Genomic DNA, 21,943 nt, shown 5'->3' with positions numbered 1-21,943 from the left:
TCGTCGCCACCCCATCTCCTAGGCTGGGGCTATGCAGACTCCCATCGACGCTACGTCCACCCCCGCATGGGGCACGCTCTTAGACCTGAAGTCCGACTTCGTTGACGGGCCGTACAAGCTGCGCCGTTTGTTTGACGCTGACCCGCACCGCGCTGAGCATTACACCCTTGACGTCGCGGACCTGCACGTCGATTTATCGAAGAACCTCCTTACCGACGAGATTCGTGACGCTCTCCTCGAACTGGCTGCGCAGACTCACGTCACCGAGCGTCGTGACGCAATGTATGCCGGTGAGCACATCAACGTTACTGAGGACCGCGCCGTCCTCCATACCGCGCTGCGTCGTCCCCGCACTGACGAGCTGCATGTTGACGGACAGGACGCCGTTGCCGATGTTCATGAGGTGCTCGACAAGATTTACGCCTTCGCGGGAAAGGTGCGTTCGGGTGAGTGGAAGGGGGTCACCGGCAAGCCGATTCGTACTGTCATTAACGTTGGCATTGGCGGCTCCGATCTTGGCCCGGTGATGGCCTATGAGGCCCTCAAGCCCTACGTCAAGGATGGCCTGGAGTGCCGCTTCATCTCCAACATTGACCCGACCGATGCTGCTGTCAAGACCGCCGATCTTGACCCCGAGACGACCCTGGTCATCATTGCCTCTAAGACCTTCACCACTCTGGAGACTCTGACCAATGCCCGGTGCGTGCGTGCGTGGCTGCTTGACGGCTTGGTCGCTGCCGGTGCGATTGCCGACGCCGAGCAGGCTCGACGTGACGCCGTCGCCAAGCACTTTGTCGCCGTCTCAACGGCCTTGGACAAGGTCGAGGAGTTCGGCATCGATCCAGTGAATGCTTTTGGGTTCTGGAGCTGGGTGGGTGGCCGCTACTCGGTGGATTCCGCCGTCGGTACGTCGCTTGCCGTCGCGATCGGACCGAAGGGTTTCGAGGACTTCCTGGCCGGATTTCACGCCGTCGACGAGCACTTCGCCACCACCGAGCCGGAGCAGAACGTCCCGCTGCTTATGGGCATGTTGAACATCTGGTACGTCAACTTCTGGAAGGCCCACTCGCATGCGGTGCTTCCATATTCACAGTATTTGCACCGCTTCCCGGCTTATTTGCAGCAGCTGACTATGGAGTCGAATGGCAAGTCGGTGCGCTGGGATGGTTCAGCAGTGACTACCGACACCGGCGAGATTTTCTGGGGCGAGCCGGGCACTAACGGTCAGCACGCCTTCTATCAGCTCATTCACCAGGGCACCCGCCTCATTCCGGCTGATTTCATCGCGGTGGCTAATCCAGCCCATCCGACCAAGGATGGCGCTACCGACGTCCACGAGCTGTTTCTGAGTAACTTCTTTGCCCAGACGGCTGCTCTGGCCTTCGGTAAGACCGCCGACGAGGTGCGCGCCGAGGGCACTGACGAGGCCATTGTTCCCGCTCGGGTTTTTGCCGGAGACCGTCCGACGACGTCAATCATGGCTTCCGAACTATCCCCGAAGGTGCTTGGTGAGCTCATTGCCCTTTACGAGCACATCACTTTTGTGCAGGGTGCCGTCTGGGGTATCGACTCTTTTGACCAGTGGGGTGTCGAATTAGGTAAAAAGCTTGCGCTGCAAATCGCCCCGGCTGTGTCCGGTGACGATGACGCCCTGAAGGCTCAGGATTCGTCGACGGTCTCGCTAGTGACGTGGTATCGCGAGCACCGTCGGTGATCATTGTGGGTGGTGTTTGGCGGCAGGGATATACCGTCAAACACTACCTAAGAAAAGCTGTACTTTCGTATAGGTCGTGAACGTTTCGTTCGATCTGCGGCCATGATGGTATGCTCTTGCATACCTTCGATGGGGAAGCATTCAATGAAGAATTAATGGTATGAAAGATTAAAGGTTACCTTCTTATGTGAGGTTTGGTGGCGCAATTATTAGTTATGCTGGTGTGTATTCTGGATCAAGGTTTCTGGATCTCTCTGTAAAGGAATTTAACGCAACAGCTAAGCTTACAGACTAGGGCAAACTGGGTTGTCATAGTTTATGAAAATTACTGCTGGGTTGCTAACTGAAGGGAAGGTCTAGCGCGTGGATGTATTATTGATGTCGAGTGAGTCTTGGATTATCTCGATCCTGATCGTCGCGGTCGTTATTCTTGTGGTCATTATTGGTCTCCTAGTGGTTAACTTCCGCAAAGGCGATAAGCGGTAGGGATAGCGACAGAGTTTTGGATAGGCGGCGTGGTGTCGTGGTGACCTCTTTGTGCTACCACATGCTATTGCAGTCGCTGGATGCCAAAACACGGGTTATACAGTGGGAGTGTGAGTTCGTGCCGCCGACACCCAATTCGCACTGTGGTCGTGTCGACATGCATTGCTGCCTTTGTTGCACTGTTGGGGCCTTGGGCGCTGGCTGGGGCGCTGTCATACGGCAAGGTTCACGACGTCGCTGACACTGAACCGCGCGATGTCGCCATTGTCCTCGGTGCCCAAGTCCTGCCCTCGGGTACCCCGTCGGCCTATCTGCGAGGACGCCTCGACGTTGCTGCCGATCTCTACCGCAGCGGCAAGGCCAAGGTCATCTTGGTGTCGGGGGACAACCGAGAGACTCATTACAACGAGCCCAAGGTGATGAAGACGTACCTCGTCAGCAAGGGAGTTCCGGCGGCCAGGATCGTCGAGGACTTCGCTGGTCTCGACACCTACGACACCTGTGTTCGGGCTCGACGGATCTTCGGGGTCGACCGGGCCATCATGGTGACACAGGACTACCACGAGATTCGTACCGTCGCGACGTGCCGGATGACCGGGCTTGACGCTGTCGGGGCCCCTGATCGCACCCAGCCTCGCGACACGGTGTGGTGGAAGGGTTGGGCCCGCGAGTTCGGGGCGCGCGGAAAGATGATCACCGACGTCGTCAGTAGCCGCGAACCGACTCTGGGAGAAACCGACGACGGGGTCCGCGAAGCCCTCAACTCACGATGAGTCAGGGATGCATCACCACGATGCTATTCAGGGGTGGAAGAATCCTCCTGCTGTTGGCGATCAACCTCGAAGGAAGTGTCGACGATGCGGGTTTTTTACCCGAGCGTCTCGGTACCGCCGCTATGGTCCAATTCGATCATGGTCACCCCGGCGATGCGCGCCTCTGCGATGGCACTTGGCGGTGCACCATAGGTCGTGATGATTGCATCCAGGTCGGCGATGGATGCGAATCGGTGCGCCGCCGTGTGGTTGAACTTGTCGGCCGTTGCGACAAGGAAAACTCGCTGGGCTGAGGCGATGGCAGCACGTTTGACCTGGGCATCACCCCATCCGGCGACGGTGAGGCCAGCGTCGGGGTTTGCGGCACATGTACCAATGACAGCGGTATCGAATCTCATGGCAGCGACTGCTTCGGTGGCGCCGGCGCTGGTGAAGGCCAGGTCGTCATGGTCGATGGGTCCACCAGGGACAATGACTTGGTTTCCTGGCTTGCTTGCGAGCGCGGCTGCGGAGTGGAGGGAGACTGTCATTGCGGTCAAGTTCTTTCCCGATAGCTCTTCGGCTACGGCGAGTGCAGTGGTGCCGTTGTCGACGAAGACGCTCTCTCCCGGTTCGATGAGCTCGGCCGTGGCCTTGGCCAAAGCGGATTTGGACTCAATGCCTGAGGCTTGGCGCAGGGCGAAGGGATAGTCAGCCCCACGATGAGATACCGGGGCTGCGCCACCGCGGAAGCGTCGGATGACACCCTGATCAGCAAGTTCAGCGAGGTCTCGTCTGACGCTGACTGAGCTCGCGCCAGTCAGCTTCGCGAGCTCGTCGATGGAGTGCGGTCCAGAGCGCACCGCCTCAATGATCATTTTATGGCGCTTTGATCGTTGCATGTGATCATTCTGATACATATCTTGATCGCGTGGTACCCGAATTCAGGACCGGCCCTCGTGGCGTTGCTGGCGTAGGAGCCTTTTTCATCAGCAATGGCGCGGTCTTCGCCGCCTTACTACCCTGGTACCCCCTGGTTATGGGCCGACTGGGCCTGAAGGCCTGGGAGTTTGGCCTCGTTGGTGCTTCATTTGCAGTCGGAGCTATCGTCTCCTCCGTCTTGCCCTCGCGATTGATCGCCCGCTTCTACGCGGTACCTGTGGCAGTCGTAGGCACTGTCGTCCTCGCGGCCGCGGTTGCTTTGGCTGGCTGGTCAGGTTGTGGGTTCGCTTTGGCGGCATGCATATTCTTCGCTGGTTTCTTCGACGCGATTGTGGACGTCGCCCAGAACGTCGTCGGGGTCGCTGTCCAAGACAACTCGGGCCGCTCGATCCTTTCATCTATGCATGCGTTGTGGAGCTTGGGTGGCGTCATCAGCGGTGCTGCTTCGACAGCAGCCGCAAGTGCGGGCACTGACATGCGTCTCTACCTGGCCGTGGTCGGCTTCGTCTGCATTATCCTCGTCGGGATCGGTGGTCTCCTCGTTGGTAACGCTCCCGTGATGCCGAAGAGCAATGACGAACCTAGCGCTTCCAGCGGGAAGGGCCGGTTGCAGTGGTGGTTCGTGCTCCGGGCTGCCCTTCCGCTCGCCGTTATTGCGACCTGCGGGACCACCATCGAAGACGTGGCGAACAACTGGTCTGCCATCGCCGCAGTGCAGATTGGTAACGTTCCGGCAGCGAGTGCGGGCGTCGCGTTCAGCGTCATCATCGGTAGTCAATGTCTGGGCCGCTTCAGCGGTGACTTTCTCATCCAGAAGTGCGGCAGGATACGGATCGCTCGTTTCGGCGGAGTCTTTATCGTGTTCGGTGGTCTCGCCATCGTGACGGCGCAGGAACCTATCCGACTCATCATTGGACTGGCTGCAGTGGGATACGGGGCGGCGACTCTGGTCCCCAGTGCTTTGGGTTCGGCCGCTCACATTCCCGGCGTGAGCTCAGCTTCGGGTGTCACTCTCGTGAACTGGATCATGCGCGTGGGATTTCTCGTCACCAGCCCCTTAGTCGGCGTGATCACTACAGCCACAAGCTTGCGGTGGGGCCTGTCCGTCCTGTTGCCGATCGGCTTTGTAGCCGTCGTGCTCGCCAGCACGCTCAACCCGGTAGAGAACGTTCCTGCACCGAAAGGCCGAGATGCGCCCAAACGTGACGTCACTATCTCGCCGCCGGGATGAGGTTTCCGATATTGACCACCCCGGACATATACAGGAATACATGGAAAGGACAGAATGATCATGAAGAAGCTGCTCATCGACTACGCGGAAGTGATTTCTAGGCCGTTTCCCGATACGGCGATGACTGAACTCGCTCAACGCGCGGCGATATCTGCCTCGGATTTCCGACAGCGGTACTGGGAATACCGAGAGCCTTATGATTGCGGACAGTCGCCTCGCGACTACTGGCAGAAGGTACTCGGCGCAGATTACAAGCTCGGTGATGAGGAACTTGCCGCCTTTGTTCGCATCGATGTAGACGGATGGCTCAACCTTGACCCAGCCGCTGTCGAGTGGTTGACCAAGCTCAACGAGTCAGGTGTCCGCCCGTGGCTATTGTCGAACGCTCCGCATCCCTTAGCTGAGGCGATCGCTGATCTTCCGATTGCTTCGCTCTTCAATGGGATGCTTTTCAGCGCTCGCCTCGGCATGGCCAAGCCCTCTCAGGGGTGTTTCGTCGCAGCAACTCGTGCCATGGAGGCTCGGCCTGAAGACATAATGTTTATCGACGATCGCTCGGCTAATACCGACGCTGCCGCTGAGTTTGGAATGAGCACTTTCCTTTTTAGGGGAGAATTTCCTGGCTTGCCTCTCGCTTAAGCCGATATTAAACTTTTCCGACTAAATTCAAAGTAGTACCACGAAGCAGGTGAACCTTATGCCGGATACGTCAAACTACCTATACTATAACGTTTCCGATCTCACGGTTGTCGATGCAGAAGGTCTATACGTCCGTGATAAGGACGGTAACGAATTTATGGACTGCTCGGCGGGGACTTTCAACCTCAGCCTCGGATACCGCCACCCGGCGGTCGTGAAAGCCATCAAGGAGCAGGCCGACAAGCTGATTCATGTCAGCTCGAGTTACCAGACCCACCCGATCAACGAAATGACCAGTACACTCGCTGAACTTGCGCCTGCCGGCCTGGACCACGTGCACCCTAAGGTCTCCGGCGGATCCTCCGCGAATGAGGGGGCGATCAAGATGGCTCAGCGCGTGACTGGTCGCACCGAGGTGATCACTCTCTTCCGGGCCCATGTAGGTCAGACCATGGCCATGACAGCGCTCTCAGGCAACCAGTTCCGGAAAACGCCCTTCCCAACGTTGCCGCGGTTCGGGATACAGGTTCCAGACCCCTACTGCTACCGGTGCTTCTATGGCAAGGAACCTGAGACCTGTGGGCTGTTGTGCGCAGACCGAATTGTAGATTTTATCGAATACGCCTCCCAGGGTGAGATCGCGGCCGTGCTCATCGAACCGATTTCCGGCAACGGCGGAAACATCGTCCCACCGGAAGGATACCTTCAGAGGGTCCGTGAGATTTGTGACGCGAGGGGCATCAAGCTCATCTTCGACGAGGTCCAGACCGGAATCGGACGCACTGGACGCATGTTCGCCTCGGAGCATTTCGGCGTGGTTCCGGACGCTATCACCGTCGCTAAGGGTCTTGGTGGCTCTGGCGCCCAGGTCGCAGCGATCATCACCAACGATGGCCTCCTCGGCTTGGAGCCCGACCATCACTCGTTCACTTACGGTTCGAACCTCATTGCTGCCGCCGCAGCGAATGCCACTCTGAAGATCATTCGTGAACCTGCCTTCCTACAGAACGTGACCATCGTTGGTGACTACATCATGCAGCGAATGCGTGCCCTTCAGGCTCAAGTGCCCATCATCGGCGACGTTCGCGGCGTTGGGCTGATGATCGGTCTCGAGCTCATCGACGCCGATGGGTCTGAGAATGTCGCTGCAACCAACCATATAGCCAAGATGGCGCGGAAGTACGGATTGCTGATGCGGACCTCGCGCTACGGGCGCGGCAATGTGTTAAAGATCCGACCGGCGCTGAACATCACTCTTGACGAAGCCGAGACCATGTGTGACCGTCTCGAACAGCTGATCCGGGGGGGAATCACGATGAAGAGGCTTCTGTTTAATGCTGCAACGGCCATCCGTAGAGCAGCTCACAGCAACCGCGCTCAGCGCGGGGCACCATCTGGTCACGACTCACCCGGTGGCGATGCGCAGTTTGACATCGACCTTATTGCCGAACAAGCCCTGTGGCGATATCTCGAACGTGCGAGAACTCCTTTGGCCGTCTATACCGAGGATGGAGCGCTGCGTAGTGTTGGTGACGGCGATCCCGAAGCGTTCCTTATCGTCGATCCCATCGATGGAACGCGTGGTGCCGCCGCCGGCTTAGAGAGCTCCATGATCTCCTTAGCCGTCACCCGGACTAGCGACCCCCCTCGGTTGCGAGACATCACTGATGCCTTGTTGATGGAATTGACCACCGGTCGGTGGATGTACGCGCATGGGGATAGCTTCGAAGCCCACGGTTACCCCTATACGGTGCCGGCACAGACCAATGTGACCGAGCTGAAACGAATGTTCTGGTCCATTGAGTTTAATGGTCACCCAGTGCATCTGATGAACGACGCCTACGGCCACCTCGTCGATATGTCCTCGAACACTGGCGGGGTCTTCATCTTCAATTCTTGTGCTTACTCCATCAGCCGAATCATTACAGGCCAACTGGATGCGTACGTCGACGTCGGAAATCGCATCTTGCGGGACCACCCGGAGACTCGAATTGACTTCGAGCGCGCTGGGCGGGGCAATATTTTGCATCTGTTCCCCTATGATGTTGCTGCTGCCGTACCGATCGCTCAGGCGGCAGGCATCATCATTACCGACGCGTACGGCGACAGTTTCGACAATATGTCGCTGACTGATATCAGTTCGGAGAACCAGCGCTCATGCATCGCAACATCTACACGCGAGCTGCACGAGCAATTGATCGCTGCGATTCGTTGGTAAGAAAGGACATTTTTCATGCTAGCCCTGAGTCTCGGAGACGATGCGCGCTCTCTGCACTTGGTCACTGTGCAAGCGCCCGAAGCCACACGCCCTGATGATGTCATCGTTCGCATTCTGCAAAGCGGCATCTGTGGAACCGATCGAAGCGTCCTCGTCGGTAAATTCGACGCGCGACCCGGTGTCATCATGGGACATGAAGCTGTCGGGATCGTCGAAGGCACTGGCGACTGGGTGACCAACGTTAAGCCCGGAGATCGCGTCGTTGTGAACCCAACCCTGTTTTGCGGAGAATGCCTCGAGTGTCGCAAAGGTCGATTCAACCACTGTGTAAACAAGGCTAACAACGAAATCGGCATCGATCGGGACGGCACGTTTTGCGAGCAGATTGTTCTTCCAGCGCAATTCGTCGTACCCGTCCCCGACGAGATCAGCACCGACCGTGCAACGCTCATCGAACCGTTTTGTTGCGCCCTGTCGAACGTCACAGCAGCAGGAGTCCAACCCGGTTCACGCGTGATCATCTTGGGAGGAGGGCCCGTCGGGGCACTGGCCAGCATCGCCGCAGCGCTTTCTGGAGGTCAAGTCACTCTCGTTGAGGCGAGCCCCCACCGACGCGTACTGCTACAAGGGGTTTTCGATCATCCGGATATGCCGACTGTTTCTATCCTCGAAGCGAACAGGCCGCCAGAATCACAACCGCGAGCAGACGTGGTCATTGACACGGTCGGAAATCTTTTGGAGACCGCTGTGTCCCTGTTGGCCCCCAAGGGCACGGCTGTGGTGATGGGGTATAATTCGTCAGCTGAGGCGCGATTGCTACCCATCGACATCCTCTTCGGTGAGTATCGGATTATCGGTGCCGGCGACTATAACTACCCGATGTTCCAGCGCGCGTTCGACACGGGAATTCGTATCCCGCTGGAGCGTATTATCACTCACAAGTTCGGACTTAGTGAATACAAGCAGGCTTTCGGTTTCCTATCCGTCAATCAGGAAAACGCCTACGATGCGTTGAAAGTCGTCCTAGAAAGCCGTCTCTAAGGGGTCCCATGATAACGATTGTCGGCGAATACCCCTACTATCGAGCACGAATTACTGACTGGGTGGTTGATCTTGCGCGCCTGCATAGCGAGGGCATCGAAGCGATCAGCTTTTACATCCCGTGGCGCCTCCATGAACGTTCCAGCGGCGACATTGACTTCACTGGGGCGGACGTCTCTAATGCTAACCTCGACCAATTCTTCGACTTGCTCCGAAATCAGGGGCTCAAGGCCGTCGTCAAGCCGGGGCCCTTCATTCACGCAGAAGTTAGATACGGCGGGCTTCCCGATCGGATCGTTCATTGCTCCGATTCGGAGAAGGACTACCGGTTCTCTAGCTTTGGGATCGGATTCGGCGAAGACCCACCGCTCTCCTCGGTCGACTCCAGCTTTCTTACGGAGGCGATCACTTGGCTGGAGATAGTTCGTGATCGACTCGTCGTGCCGAACCTTGATATCGTCGCGGCGGTGCAGATCGGTAACGAGGGCGTCTTCAGCGATGCGGCCAAACCCACGGACCATCCCCGCCGCTCTCCGGTCTCAGGGATTGATCAAGTGTTGTCGACGTTTAGCAACGTCTTTGCTGACGTACCGGTGAAGCGGTATATCAACCTACCTCTACCCGATCCAAGCATCGCCAATCATCTCGCCTACGACTGGTGGGTCACCCGGGTTCTGCCGCTAACTGAGGTGGCAGGCGCCAAAGGCTATACTGCGTGGGCTGGGCCAACTAGCACTTCGGACGAGGCACTCGCGCGTACGCTGATGGCTAGCCCTCACTTCGATATGGGATGCGTCGAAGAGAACTGGGGGCATGTCTGGGATGGATCGCACTACCGTTCTGCAGACGTGCTGTTGCATCATAGCGTCCTCTCTCTGGCCCTAGGGTCTTCGACTCTGTCGATCTACACGGCATGCACCACCAATTCCATGGACAGCACTCTTCAGCCGACTACTACCGATCTGCTGGCTGAAGGCATGGAGCCGAAAGCCTTCACAGGGGTATACTGCCCTGCCGCCCCGCTTGCGGCCGGGGGAAAGGATGGGGAGACCCTCGATGGCCTGCGCAGATTGGTCGCATTACGAGATGCAATTAATGAGACGGGCACGAGGTGGTCAATTTGCTACGATCTGGACCTGATAATTGACCCGGGAGCCGCGTTTATTACTTGGCGGGTTGCGGGGATCGTGAAAGATTTGTTGGTGCGCTATGGACTGCACGCGCGGACGATTTTCAGTTCCGCTGCCGAGGTCGGTTCAAGCCGCCCGGCTGTGCGCGTACAGACGGCGGGAGATCCGTGGGAGTCGGACGAGTTGCGCGTGACTGTGCGACGCGGCGGCCGAGATGTGGAATGGATTCCTATGGATGCCATGCAGCTGGACGCCGAGTCAATCTGGCGTATATTGCAGCTGACGCCAAAATTACCGTCGCTGGATTCGAATTCCTCATATCGTATTAGATGGGTAGCAGGTGATGACTCAGATGCGTGCTTGGACTTCATTTTCAATCGCGCTAGCGAGAAGGTGGACGTGCGCTATGGCATCGAGTCATCCTCTGGGGGGGTCGGTGGTAAATCATTGTTTACGCTTGGGCCCTACGGTGTGTTAGTGCTATTATCGATGGATGGCGTTAGGTGGGAGGAAATTTCTGATCTACGGTGATCTGTAGTTAAGCAGTTCGATATTTTCCACCTAGTGAAGTTGTTCGGTTTGAGTGGATCTTTGAGTGCGAGATGTTACAAGCGCTGGACTAGTTTATTGATTCAGCAAGATTGCGGCCCAAATGCTATATTAATCGTCCGCGAAAGCTAGACTCGGCAAGTGGTGATATTTAGTGATATCACACGTATTTCGAAGCACATCGTGGTGGGGACTTGTCGTGGCGAATCCGCGCTGGAGCGGAGTCGCAATAGGTGCGCCCGCTCACTTTCGGAACAGCGAAAGCGTAAATGCCAGATTTGACAATGCAGAGTAGGATTATCGCCAGTCTTGATTGGCGACATGATTCAGCCTTAATTCGGCAGTAATACTTGAGATAGTCGGAACCTGAATTGGTGACGAGAGGAGGTCGGCATCATGAACGCTCACGCTCGTCCTTCAGTCGCTATCATCAGCATGTTGCTACCAAGATGCGCCAACGCACATCAAGGCTCTTGGCTGGCCAACGAGTCACGCTACGATCCCGCTCCTGACGGTCACCGCGCGCCTCAAAATAATCGGAACACAACTCCCCGGAAAGGAAACTGATTTTTCAGTCCGTTTTCCGGGGAGAAGTCCAGATCAAACAGTCGATATCAGAAGTCGGCAGTGGCCGGGTCCCCGCCGATGCGGTTGCCATGATCTAGGCCGTCAATAGCGGCGATCTGCTCGTCAGACAGCTCGAAATCAAAGACGTCGAAGTTCTCGACGATGCGCGAGGGGGTCACCGACTTCGGGAAAACAATGTTACCGATCTGCAGGTGCCAGCGAATGACGACCTGAGCGGGCGTCTTGCCAGTCGCCTTGGCAATATCGGCGAGGACGGGGTTGTCGAGGTCCTTGGACTGGCCCAGTGGGCTCCAGGCCTCCGGGTTAATGCCCCGCTCGGCGAGTTCTGCTCGGAAGGTCGCCTGGTTGAACGAGGGATGCATCTCGATCTGGTCGACGCTCGGAGTTGCCCCTTCGATGGCGTCAAGATGCTCGGTCTTAAAATTCGACACCCCGATGGAGCGCGTCAGACCCTCGGACTTGAACTCCTGCAGGGCGTTCCACGCCTCGATATAGGCATCACCGTACTTCACCGGGGCTGGCCAATGGATGAGATAAAGGTCGACGTGGTCGAGGCCCAGCTTGGTCAGACTCGTCTCGATAGCCTTGCGAGCATCGTCGGCGTGGTGTGCGTCATTCCACAGCTTGGTGGTGACGAAAAGGTCTTTGCGATCCAGGCCAGAGGCGGCGAGCGCGCGGCCCACACCCTCTTCGTTACCGTAGATGGCTGCGGTGTCGATATGACGGAATCCCGCTTCCAGGGCAGCATTCACGGCCCTTTCGGCCTCGTCGGCGGGAACCTGCCAGGTGCCAAAGCCCAGCTGGGGGATGACAACACCGTCGTTGAGAGTAGTGGTGGGAACGCTCATAAATCCTCCCTGTCGAAACATCCGTATTGCTAACGTCAACGTCCCGGTGTAGGTGTTTGTTCCAAAAACGTCACTACGGGGCCTGTGGCGCCTCCGACTGTGACGAGCTGGCCCTCTCGTGGGATAATGCCGTCATGTCGTCTCTTCCCTCTCAGCTTGCTGCCCGGATTGAGTCCGTTACCGGGATTGATCCGCAGTTGCGCCCGGCTACTAAGCCACAATTCGGGCATTTCCAGTCCAATGTCGCCTTGCGCCTGGCTAAGGAGGAGAAGCGTCCGCCACGCGACGTCGCCGCCGACATCGTTGCCAAGCTGGACGTCGAAGACCTGTGCGAGACCCCCGACATCGCTGGCCCGGGATTTATCAACCTGCGGTTGCGCTCTGACGTGTTGGCTCGCGTCGCCTCAGATCTCATCACTGACCCCAACATTGGGATCGCCCAAGTGGAAGAGCCTCGGCGTGTCGTCATCGACTACTCGGCTCCCAATGTTGCCAAACAAATGCACGTCGGCCATCTACGCTCGACAATTATCGGCGACTGCTTCAACCGAGTGCTCAGCGCCCAAGGCCACACCGTCATCCCGCAAAATCACCTCGGTGACTGGGGTACTCAGTTCGGTATGCTCGTCGAATACATCATCGAAAACCGGATGGACCTGTCCGAATTCGACCTTCCCGGCGTCGAGCAGCTTTACAAGGATTCTAAGAAAACTTTTGACGCCGACCCTGAGTTCGCTGATCGTGCGCGTCGTCGCGTCGTCAAATTGCAAAGCGGCGATGAGGAAACCCTACGTATTTGGCGGACTCTTATCGACGTCTCTCTGGAGGGGTTCAACGCCAATTATGCACGTCTTTCAGTGCTGTTGACTGACGACGATCTGGCTGGTGAATCCACCTACAATGACGACCTACCGCGCGTGGTAGACGAGCTTCAGGCTGACGGTTTAGCGGTCGAAGATAATGGCGCACTATGCGTTTTTGTTGAGGGGCAGGATGCCCCAATGATCGTGCGTAAGAAAGACGGCGGTTTCGGGTATGACGCTACCGACCTTGCTGCTATCCGTCGTCGCGTCGGCAAACTTAAAGCCGACCGCATTATTTACGTCACTGATGTCCGCCAGAGCCATCACTTCGAGGTGCTCTTCCAGGTGGCCAGGATGGCTGGATTCCTACCTGACGACGTCGAGGCTGAGCATGTCGGTTATGGCATGGTGCTCGGCTCGGATGGTCGTCCTTTCAAGACTCGTGAGGGCGGCACGGTTACGCTGGCTAGCTTGCTCGACGAGGCTGAGACACATGCGGCCCCGAATATCGCTTTAGCCGCCATTAAATACGCCGATTTATCGAACGGTCTGCAGAAGGACTACGTCTTTGACGCGGAGCGGATGGTGCAGACCACTGGCGATACCGGCCCGTATTTGCAGTACGCGCACGCCCGCGTTTCACAGATTCTGCGCAAGGCGGCCGCCGAGGCTAACCCGAACGTCGATCCCGAGGCTGACCTGGAGTCGATGGTGTGGGGCCGCATTAGTGTGCTCGATGAGCCCGCTGAGCAACAGCTTGCCCTGTTGTTGTCGAGGTTCGGAGAGGTCGTAGAGGTTGTTGCCGCTGATTTGACCCCACACAAGCTATGTACCTATCTCTACGAGTTGGCTGGCGCGTATTCGGTGTTCTATGAGCAGTGCCCGGTATTGCGTAGCACCGGGGAGGTGCGCGGATCGCGTCTGGCCTTGTGCGCTGCGACGCGGCGAGTGCTTGGTCGTGGCCTTGACCTGCTGGGTATTGACGCCCCAGACCGCATGTGATTATTGCGTAACAATGCGAATGCCGCAGTCTTTCGGGGCTGCGGCATTCGCTGTATGGGGGCAGATTTCGAGCGTTCCGGCGTCGGTACGAGGGGGTGGCGGGTCTGCTACTGTAGTGAGAACGATTATCAATAACCTGCTATCGTGAAGGATAGGAAGATTATGAAGGTCAGGAACTCGCTGCGAGCTCTCAAGAACCAGCCTGGTTCCCAGGTGGTCCGTCGGCGGGGGCGCGTTTACGTCATCAATAAAAAGAATCCGCGACTCAAGGCTCGCCAGGGCTGACGACGCCACTGTGCCGGTTGCCTGCCCCCTTAGGCGGCCAATCAGTGAACATGCGCGCTGAGGGTCCGGGCGTCGACGAGGTGTAGGTGCATGAGTTTGCCGATGATGCCGCGCTCAGTCACCAGGATCGAGACTGCCTCAATGAAGAGGACGGCACCGCCGATAGAGGCGAAAGCTCCGACAGCCGTGGTACCGAGAGTGGCCACGATGAACGCGAGACCGATGATGACTGTGTGCCCGCGACCTGCTGGGCGTCCGTTGGCGTCCACCCAGGCCAGCTTACGGGAGCATGTTCCGAGGGAGACGCCATGGCGCCCTAGGAGGGATACCACCACATAGCCAGCGCTAATCCCCAATAGGAGAACGGTGCCTACGGGGTGAATGGCGTGCTCGATAGCTGGCTTTTGGCTGACGTCGCGGGACCCATATATGAGTGTGGCGACGGCAAACAGGCCCAATCCCACCAAGGTAAGCAGAAACACCCAAACAGCATCGCTGAGCAAGGCAATGAATCGTCGTCCGCGAGTCACCGGTGCCGGCTCACCAGTGGGGAGGTCCCGCTCCTTTCGGAGTTTGTAGCTGAGCGTCGGGGCGAGGAGAACGAGAAAGATCACAACTGAGACGACGGTCAAGATGGACTCTTGCTTGGTCATGAGTTCCTTTCATGTGCGGCAATACCCGCCCACTGTGTCGCTGCAGAGGATCGTCGCACATCGTCCCACGGTATGAAAACCGTGTGATACACGGTTTTGAGCTCATAGCCGGTGCGGAACCCCAAAAAGTCGTGATCGCCCGTCGGCTCGGACAGGCGATCACCACGATGCTCATGTGCCGTCAGTCGGCGTTCTTTGCCTTCTTGGCAGCCGTGACAACCTGTTCCTCAGTGGCGTCAGGATGTTCTAGACGCCACTGGGCCTGCCAGGCTGCACCGATAATGCCGGCGCGATTGAGCAGCTTCGCTGGGACGATCGGCGTCTCCAGCGTGAGGTACTTGAAGAACTTTGAATGATCTTTAGAGACGCCCCCACCAACGACAAAGAGGTCGGGGGAAAAGAGCATTTCGACGACCTCGTAGTAGCGCTGGAGACGCTTGGTAGCCCAATCCCGATAGGACATGTGTTTGCGGTCTTTGACTGACGACGCAGCGCGAGTTTCGGCATCGTGACCGTCAATTTCGAGGTGGCCGAGCTCGGTGTTCGGCAGCAAGATGCCATTGTTAATGACGGCTGAGCCGATGCCGGTGCCCAACGTGGTAAGAATGACGACCCCCGGCACGCCCCTCGCAGCCCCGTAATGGACCTCGCCTAAACCCGCGGCGTCGGCGTCATTGAGGACGGTCACCGGTCGACCGAGAGCATCACTGATGTATTCCTCAGCGTGCAGACCGGCCCAACCCTGATCGAGGTTCGCGATGAAAGGGATGACGCCGTGGCGCGCCGGAGCAGGAAAGGAGATGCCGACGGGCCCGTCACCGATGGTGGGGGCAAAGTTGTCGACGATCTCACGCAACACGGTGACGACGTTCTTGGGGGACGATTTTTCAGGAGTGGGGATGCGGAGCCGTGGTTCAGCGAAGTCACCGACTTCGAGGTCAACCGGGGCTCCCTTGATCCCGGAACCGCCAACGTCAATTCCCAGCACCTTGCTCATGGTCGACAAGCGTAACGGGTGAAGGCTGGTCTAGGGGAGGTTGATTGGATAGTTCCCGGGTGCGGGCGGCACGGGTGCGGTCCATCTGGGCGACGGCGAAAGCCCGGGCATCCATCGCGTCGAGATGCGGACAGCTGACCCTCACCGGACCAGGTGAAATGTGTACGTCGACATCAGCTAACCCGAGCGTGCGCTGTAACGGTCCCTGAGACAGGCCTACGGACTGTGAGCGAGCATGGGGAACGACGCTGTGCCTGCGAGTGAACAGACCCCGGCGCGTCACGACGACCTCCTCATTGAATCCCCAACCAATGATCTTTCGGTCAAACCACCGAAACCACCGCGCTCGTCGTGGAATCGGATGGAGGGGCACTGCGTCGAGTCGAAATCCCGGCCATAGTGCGTCAAGAGCAGTGCGCACTTGCGCATCGTTTCCGATCGGCAAGAGCACCTCAGACTGCTCGACGTCGGACAGGCTGGCTCCACCGAGCACCGTCATCGTGACGCGGGACATCCCAAACGGGCGCCACAACAATGGCTGCGATACCTGAATCGCCTGCACGCGGCGTACCGGAACCGTGCGCGTCGTCAGGCTGGTGAGACCATGGACCGCTTTGAGCGTTCCCGGTGAGCGCAAGAGAGCGAATTTCCATGCCGTGTCCAGCTGCTTCCAGACCACGCCGACGATACTGACAAGCACCGCAAGAATGGCGGCTATGCCAAGGGGCTGATCTGCAGCGATGCTTAAAACAATCGAGGCGATGAAAAGGGCTGCTTGAATGACAAAAGTCATTGACAAGAATCCTGCTATGAGAGCACGGCTTGCCGTGATGCTTACGATTTCTTGGTCGTCGGATCGTCGATCCCACCACTGGGATCCAATCCCGTCTCCTGTGAGGTGCTCCGTTGCCTCGCGGTGGGCACGTGAGATGAGTAGGTCGCGCAGTTCGTAGGCGTCACGACGCTTGAGGAACTCGAGCTTCTTGGAATCAGATGCCCCGACATCAATACTTAGACGTGCTAAACCAACAATCCTTGCGGCAAAGGGTTGGATGACGTCAATACCCTGGATTTTTGACAAGGATAACCGATCAGACTCGTGGGTAATGAACCGGTGTTCAATGCAGATTTCGTTGTCGTCAATTCGGAACCTGGTAGTCATCCAGACAAAGGTTCCAAAGACGATTTGTATAATGGCGACTACAACGACGATACCGCCTGCAATCCCAAGATCGCGAAACGACATCGAGCGGATGTTGCTGGTATTCCCGAGTATCTCTCGCAACACAACGACTGTCGCGGCGGCAATAATCATCCAACCCCGTACCAGGGGAGTCGCCCAGTGGGGCCGCTGATCGACAACCTCCTCGGCATCCCGCGCTTCGCTGACGTTGTCCTCGGTCATAGCGCGGCGTCCTTGTCCCCAGCCATGTCGGTAATGCGGTCGCGCAGTGCGCGGGCTTCTTCGACCGGTAGTCCATCAATAGAGGCACTCGTGGCTGTGGCAGCAGTGACGAGTTGAACTGACGCCACCGCCCAATGCCGGTCGACGGGGCCGGCATTGACTTCCACCGCTTGCATGCGACCGTAGGGGACGATCACCATCTTACGGAACCACGGTCCGGAACGAATGCACAGATCGCTCCCACGCTCGCACCACCCCATCGCGGCTACCACGGCGGGCATCCGGGAGCACCTCCATCCAGTGAAGGCCACGCCGACTATAGCGGCGAGGATGCCTACCCACCACGTGACGAAGAATCCCAGCGCAATGCCGATAACGACTGTCAGGACGCCCCAGGTCAACAAGACCATGAGCCGCTTGATGGTCACATAGTTCTTGGAGACTGGATGCCACTCGCCTCCGGGAGGGGTAAAGAGCTCGTCCACGGCAATGACTCTAACAGCGGACGATGTCGGCCCCAAAAGTACTTTTGGGGCCGACATGAACGTGCATGGTGTGGCGACTCCCTGCACGTTTCCTTCACGCCACGGCTATCGTTCGAATCGTGTGCTTTACCGATTACCGGTGGCGTGGGCATTGACCTCATATGAGGTATTGGTAGCCTCGAAGAAATTCACAAGTTGCAGAGTGTCATTGGCTGTAGCCATCCACTTAGCGGGGTTAGAGGCATGGTATTCCGGCTCGAACCCGAGCTCTTCGAGACGACGATCTGCCAGGTATTTGACGTAGTCATTAACGTAATCAGCGTTCATCCCGAGGATGCCCCGAGGAAGCATGTCGTGATTATACTGCGCCTCCATCTCGACCCCTGTCACGATCATGTCGTGGATTTCTACTGCGAACTCGTCAGTGGCGATCTCGGGGTTTTCTTCGAGCACCGTTAAGATGAGATTCATCCCAAATTTCAAATGTAAGGATTCGTCACGGACGACCCAGTCTATGAGGGAACCAAAGTTACGAAGTAGATTCCGCTGACGGAACGACAATGCGACCATGAACCCGGAGTAGAACCAAATCCCCTCGAGGATGATGTTGTACGCAACCAGGTTGCGCACGAAATCTTGCTTACCCGCCACGGTTGTGATGTCGAGAGTTTGCTCGGTCATCCGCCTAATAAACGCGACTTCGAATGCCTCTTTGCGGGCCATGGAATGGACGTGAACGTGGGATCGGTAGGCCTCGTCACGGTCAATCGGGAACGTCTCAAGGACGTACTCGAAAGCCATGCAGTGGTTTGCTTCCTCCCACATTTGCTTGGCCAAGTATAAATGACATTCCGCAGCGTTGACGTAGGGATAGACGCCGAAGGCTAGGGCCTTGTTGACAAGCAATTCATTGGGGTTGAAGTAGCTCATGAGGTGAGTCAGAGCATGGTGCTCGTCCGGGGTCATCCGTGCGAAATCAGCGAGGTCCTCATCAAGCTGGATCTCGTTAGGGAACCATGTGTTCGCCACAGCCTGGTTGTAAAGGTCATAGGCCCAGGGGTAAGTGACGGGCTTGAGTAGTAACCCCTCTTGAATTCCAGAGCCAAGAATCATAGGTGGTCTCTCTTTCAGCGGGCGGTAGAGATGGTCACTGACAGGATTCGCACTGCTGACGCTCTTGCGGGTCGACAGGGCACGCGGTGCCGTCGATGAGATCGAGGGAGACTGGCTCAAAACCATCGAGCTCCTCGGTGACCTCTTTCTGGATCTGTGCAGTGCGTGACGACCGGCGCACTGCGGTAGCGAATCCGCGACGCGGGCCACTGCGATGTCCAGCGGCCTTGTTGACGGCCACCGTCGACTGCTCAGCAGTATGGCGAGGCAGCATATGCAGGTAGTACGTCGTCTTGACGCCCATTCGCCACGCCGCGGTGTATAGATCCTCCATATCGCTGACCGACCTTGAGGCCAAATAGATATTGCGGCTAATGGCCTGGTCGACCCATTTTTGCGCCCGGGCAGCTACGTTGAGATAGGCAATTGGGTCCAGCGTGAAAGAGGTGCGGTAGAGGCGTCGCAAAGATGCCGGAATGCCCTCGATCTCACTGGGATCACCCTGGCGGCGCAGTAATTCTTCACGCACCGATTCCCACAATCCTAATTCCTTGAGGTCGGCGACGAGATTGCGATTAACTTCGAGGAATTTCCCGGCTGAGGTGGCTCGGGAAAACATCTGGGAAAACTGCGGATCGAGGCCGGGAGTCGTGCCTGCGATGAGCCCGATTGACGCCGTCGGGGCGATAGCCATCACCGTGGCATTGCGCATACCTGCCAGTACCTTGGCTCGCAGCGCATCCCAGTCCATCCGCGTCGTCCGGTCGACGTCAACGGGGATGCCACGGTCATGTTCAAGAGCCGACAACGTGTCTATTGGAACCATCCCGCGTGACCACCCCGACCCTTCAAATTTCGGGTAAACCCCACGCTCAGTGGCTAAGTCGGCGGAGGTGTCGATGGCATGCCAGCTGATGAACTCAATGACCCGGTCGACGATCTCGCAAGCTTCTGGGGAGTCGTAGGGCACTCGGATCTGCTCCAGCATGTCCGTTAGGCCCATAACCCCTAGACCGATTGCGCGGTTCTCATCGTTGGAGCGTTGAGCTTGTGGCACGCCAGAGGCGGTGATGTCGACGAGGTTGTCGAGGTGACGCACCGCCAGACGCGTCGTAGCCGCCAATTGTCCCCAGTCCAGACGGCGCTTGCCGCGCGGGCCGACGAGGTGGGCCGCCAAGTTCACCGATGCGAGGTTGCACACCGAGGTGTGGTCGCGGTCCTGGGGCAAGCAGATTTCGGTACACAGGTTTGACGAGTGGATCGTCCCGGTGTTGGTGTTTAACGCCCGGGTATTGACGCTATCTTTCCACGTCAGCCACGGGTGCGACGTCGTCTGAAGGCTGACGAGGATAGCTCGGAACTGTTCCCGGGCAGTCGTGCGCCGAAAACGCTTGATCTTGCCCGCCTCTGCTTGTTCAACATACTGGGCGTAACGCTTGGAGAAGTCCGATCCGGTGAGCTCGGTGAGGTCCGGGGTTTCGGCAGGATCGAAAAGGTACCAGTCTTCGTCTTTAGCGACTCGCTTCATGAACTCATCGGAGATCCATACCGCTGTGTCGGCAGTGCGGGTGCGTCGGTACGGGTCACCAGAGTTTTGCCGCAGATCAAGGAATTGCGGGAAATCCAGATGCCAGTTTTCCAGGTAGAAACACAGAGCACCGAGTTTCTTGCCACCTCGAGAAACCGCACGCAACGTGGAGTCGATGGTGTGCATGAAGGGGATCGGCCCGGTAGATGTGGTGTTGTTCGAGCGGATGGGGGAGCCTTCGCAGCGCAGGTCCGACATCGACAAGCCGATGCCGCCGGTACCCTTGGTGATCCACATGACATCCCGGATTGTCTGGGCGATGTGCTCTATATCGTCCTCGGTGCGCATGACAAAGCAGTTCGACAGTTGTCCCGATGGTGTGCCCGCATTGACGAGAGTGGATCCCGCCGCCAGGTGACGCAAATTACTCATAGAGTCATAGAGGGTTAGCGCCGACGACGTGGGGTCATCCTCGGTCAGGCTCAAGCCCATTGCCACACGCATCCAGAAATACTGCGGCACCTCTAATGCCCGCATATCGGGTGTGCGCAGGAGATAACGGTTAACCATGGTGCGTACGCCGGTGAACCCGATGAGGTCGTCGCGGGCGGGGTCGAGGGCGGCGGCAAGGGCGTCGAGGTCGAACATGCGCCCCAGCCGCTCGTCAAGGTGACCACCGGCGACCAGCCTGTCAATTGTGCGCGGGAAATAGTTGCGGTGCAGGTCGCGCACACGTTCCGGATCGACGTCACCCAGATCGTCATGGGTATTGCCGAAGACCTCTTTGTAGAGTTTCTTGACGGCAATCCGGCTGGCAATGGTGTCAAACGCCGGATCGTCCTTCGCGTTACCCAAAGCTACCTGAATGACAGCTTCGTCGAGGGCGTCGGTGGCTATGCCGTCGAAAAGAGTGATCTCCACCTCTGCTTGCAGCAGGGTTGCCCGAGCGACGGCGTCATCGAGCCCACGGGCTGAGTCGATGATGGAGGCGGCGACTTCGTTGCCGTCGTAGGGAGCCAAGGAACCGTCGCGCTTACGGACGCGGATAGTAGAGATGGGGTCGGCGCTCATTGCAATTCCTCCGTGCGATGCCGTAGGCACGCGACCTGGCGGAATGCGGCAGGGGCAACAGTCCCCACTGAACGCTGCGATACTTCCCGCGAGATCGCGAACCGGGCCCCGCGGTCGCGGGACCACACCTGGCAGGTCTTCGGACTCACGAGCTCGTCCTCGTCGGACACCTACTGGCCGTCGCTTCCCATGCCGAAGCACAGTGCGTCATGACGGCGGTCGTTCTCGCATACCGCTGCGGGGCAGCTCCGGATTCGCACCGGATTCCCTCTTGGCCTGACCCCTGGAGGTCAGGAACCACGTGCATCGTCAGTGTATATCGACGTCACCAGATCATGGAAGCTCGCACCGAGGTCACGCACATATGCCGGTTAGGAAGGCCGTATGGGTGCGTCGGCGGAGCTCCACGCGCACCAATAACCATTGTCTATGACGTGGCGTGCACGCTTTTGCGCACCGGTGG

General features: G+C 57.9%; 16 protein-coding genes, 3 pseudogenes and 1 riboswitch. Of the genes and pseudogenes, 9 read left to right on the top strand and 10 right to left on the bottom strand.

The window, feature by feature from the left end:
• The first annotated feature begins 31 nt into the window (after positions 1 to 31).
• Together pgi and FYJ43_RS09845 are read left to right on the top strand one after the other, a co-directional pair.
• Entirely contained in the window at positions 32 to 1,714 is a 1,683-nt protein-coding gene (gene pgi, locus FYJ43_RS09850) for a glucose-6-phosphate isomerase (protein WP_154564284.1), read from the top strand.
• A gap of 629 nt (positions 1,715 to 2,343) precedes the next feature.
• Entirely contained in the window at positions 2,344 to 2,973 is a 630-nt protein-coding gene (locus tag FYJ43_RS09845) for a SanA/YdcF family protein (RefSeq protein ID WP_326833558.1), read from the top strand.
• Positions 2,974 to 3,068: 95 nt separating this feature from the next.
• Here the strand turns inward: FYJ43_RS09845 and FYJ43_RS09840 are convergent, their stop codons facing one another.
• A complete protein-coding gene (locus FYJ43_RS09840; RefSeq protein ID WP_195839957.1) occupies positions 3,069 to 3,854 on the bottom strand; it encodes a DeoR/GlpR family DNA-binding transcription regulator in 786 nt (261 codons plus the stop codon).
• Between the two features lie 29 nt (positions 3,855 to 3,883).
• Here FYJ43_RS09840 and FYJ43_RS09835 point away from each other — a divergent pair, with 29 nt between their 5' ends.
• Genes FYJ43_RS09835 through FYJ43_RS09810 form a run of 5 tightly spaced genes read left to right on the top strand, consistent with a single transcriptional unit; the run spans position 3,884 to position 10,684 of the window.
• On the top strand, positions 3,884 to 5,125 hold the full coding sequence (locus FYJ43_RS09835) for an MFS transporter (RefSeq protein WP_195839956.1): 1,242 nt from the start codon (positions 3,884 to 3,886) through the stop codon (positions 5,123 to 5,125).
• A 54-nt stretch (positions 5,126 to 5,179) separates the two neighbouring features.
• Entirely contained in the window at positions 5,180 to 5,764 is a 585-nt protein-coding gene (locus FYJ43_RS09830; protein ID WP_154564280.1) for an HAD family hydrolase, read from the top strand.
• Positions 5,765 to 5,822: 58 nt separating this feature from the next.
• On the top strand, positions 5,823 to 7,982 hold the full coding sequence (locus FYJ43_RS12345; RefSeq protein ID WP_229771694.1) for an aminotransferase class III-fold pyridoxal phosphate-dependent enzyme: 2,160 nt from the start codon (positions 5,823 to 5,825) through the stop codon (positions 7,980 to 7,982).
• Between the two features lie 15 nt (positions 7,983 to 7,997).
• Positions 7,998 to 9,023 (top strand): zinc-dependent alcohol dehydrogenase, encoded by a 1,026-nt coding sequence (locus FYJ43_RS09815; protein WP_154564278.1) that lies wholly within the window; start codon positions 7,998 to 8,000, stop codon positions 9,021 to 9,023.
• Positions 9,024 to 9,031: 8 nt separating this feature from the next.
• Entirely contained in the window at positions 9,032 to 10,684 is a 1,653-nt protein-coding gene (locus FYJ43_RS09810) for a beta-galactosidase (RefSeq protein ID WP_154564276.1), read from the top strand.
• A gap of 632 nt (positions 10,685 to 11,316) precedes the next feature.
• On the opposite strand, the gene FYJ43_RS09805 is transcribed toward FYJ43_RS09810, so the two are convergent.
• Positions 11,317 to 12,138, bottom strand: a complete 822-nt coding sequence (locus FYJ43_RS09805; protein ID WP_154564274.1) for an aldo/keto reductase — start codon at positions 12,136 to 12,138, stop codon at positions 11,317 to 11,319.
• Positions 12,139 to 12,194: 56 nt separating this feature from the next.
• Here FYJ43_RS09805 and argS point away from each other — a divergent pair, with 56 nt between their 5' ends.
• Both argS and ykgO read left to right on the top strand, forming a co-directional pair.
• Positions 12,195 to 13,943 (top strand): arginine--tRNA ligase, encoded by a 1,749-nt coding sequence (argS, locus tag FYJ43_RS09800; protein ID WP_195839954.1) that lies wholly within the window; start codon positions 12,195 to 12,197, stop codon positions 13,941 to 13,943.
• A 162-nt stretch (positions 13,944 to 14,105) separates the two neighbouring features.
• On the top strand, positions 14,106 to 14,228 hold the full coding sequence (gene ykgO, locus FYJ43_RS09795; protein ID WP_023032003.1) for a type B 50S ribosomal protein L36: 123 nt from the start codon (positions 14,106 to 14,108) through the stop codon (positions 14,226 to 14,228).
• 41 nt (positions 14,229 to 14,269) lie between these two features.
• Here the strand turns inward: ykgO and FYJ43_RS09790 are convergent, their stop codons facing one another.
• From FYJ43_RS09790 to FYJ43_RS09760, 8 genes and pseudogenes are all read right to left on the bottom strand, one after another.
• Positions 14,270 to 14,881, bottom strand: coding sequence for an RDD family protein (locus FYJ43_RS09790; protein ID WP_154564270.1), 612 nt, complete (start codon positions 14,879 to 14,881; stop codon positions 14,270 to 14,272).
• Positions 14,882 to 15,062: 181 nt separating this feature from the next.
• Positions 15,063 to 16,146: pseudogene (gene ppgK, locus FYJ43_RS09785) on the bottom strand (polyphosphate--glucose phosphotransferase).
• A gap of 54 nt (positions 16,147 to 16,200) precedes the next feature.
• A pseudogene (locus FYJ43_RS12340) lies at positions 16,201 to 16,671 on the bottom strand (PH domain-containing protein); the annotation flags it as partial.
• A gap of 150 nt (positions 16,672 to 16,821) precedes the next feature.
• Positions 16,822 to 17,040: pseudogene (locus FYJ43_RS12335) on the bottom strand (PH domain-containing protein); the annotation flags it as partial.
• Positions 17,041 to 17,279: 239 nt separating this feature from the next.
• A complete protein-coding gene (locus tag FYJ43_RS09775) occupies positions 17,280 to 17,768 on the bottom strand; it encodes a PH domain-containing protein (RefSeq protein ID WP_326833535.1) in 489 nt (162 codons plus the stop codon).
• A gap of 126 nt (positions 17,769 to 17,894) precedes the next feature.
• Positions 17,895 to 18,881 carry a ribonucleotide-diphosphate reductase subunit beta gene (locus FYJ43_RS09770; protein ID WP_154564262.1) on the bottom strand — a complete coding sequence of 329 codons (987 nt, stop codon included), beginning with the start codon at positions 18,879 to 18,881 and terminating at the stop codon, positions 17,895 to 17,897.
• Positions 18,882 to 18,915: 34 nt separating this feature from the next.
• Positions 18,916 to 21,480 carry a ribonucleoside-diphosphate reductase subunit alpha gene (locus tag FYJ43_RS09765; protein ID WP_154564260.1) on the bottom strand — a complete coding sequence of 855 codons (2,565 nt, stop codon included), beginning with the start codon at positions 21,478 to 21,480 and terminating at the stop codon, positions 18,916 to 18,918.
• Positions 21,477 to 21,629 carry a hypothetical protein gene (locus FYJ43_RS09760; protein WP_154564258.1) on the bottom strand — a complete coding sequence of 51 codons (153 nt, stop codon included), beginning with the start codon at positions 21,627 to 21,629 and terminating at the stop codon, positions 21,477 to 21,479. The genes FYJ43_RS09765 and FYJ43_RS09760 overlap by 4 nt, the downstream gene beginning before the upstream one ends.
• Positions 21,594 to 21,797, bottom strand: a riboswitch (cobalamin riboswitch). Its footprint overlaps the gene before it by 36 nt.
• Positions 21,798 to 21,943: the final 146 nt, after the last annotated feature.

Source organism: Cutibacterium porci (genome assembly GCF_009696315.1).
Taxonomy (GTDB): domain Bacteria; phylum Actinomycetota; class Actinomycetes; order Propionibacteriales; family Propionibacteriaceae; genus Cutibacterium; species Cutibacterium porci.
This window is presented reverse-complemented; position numbering and strand designations above follow the sequence as displayed.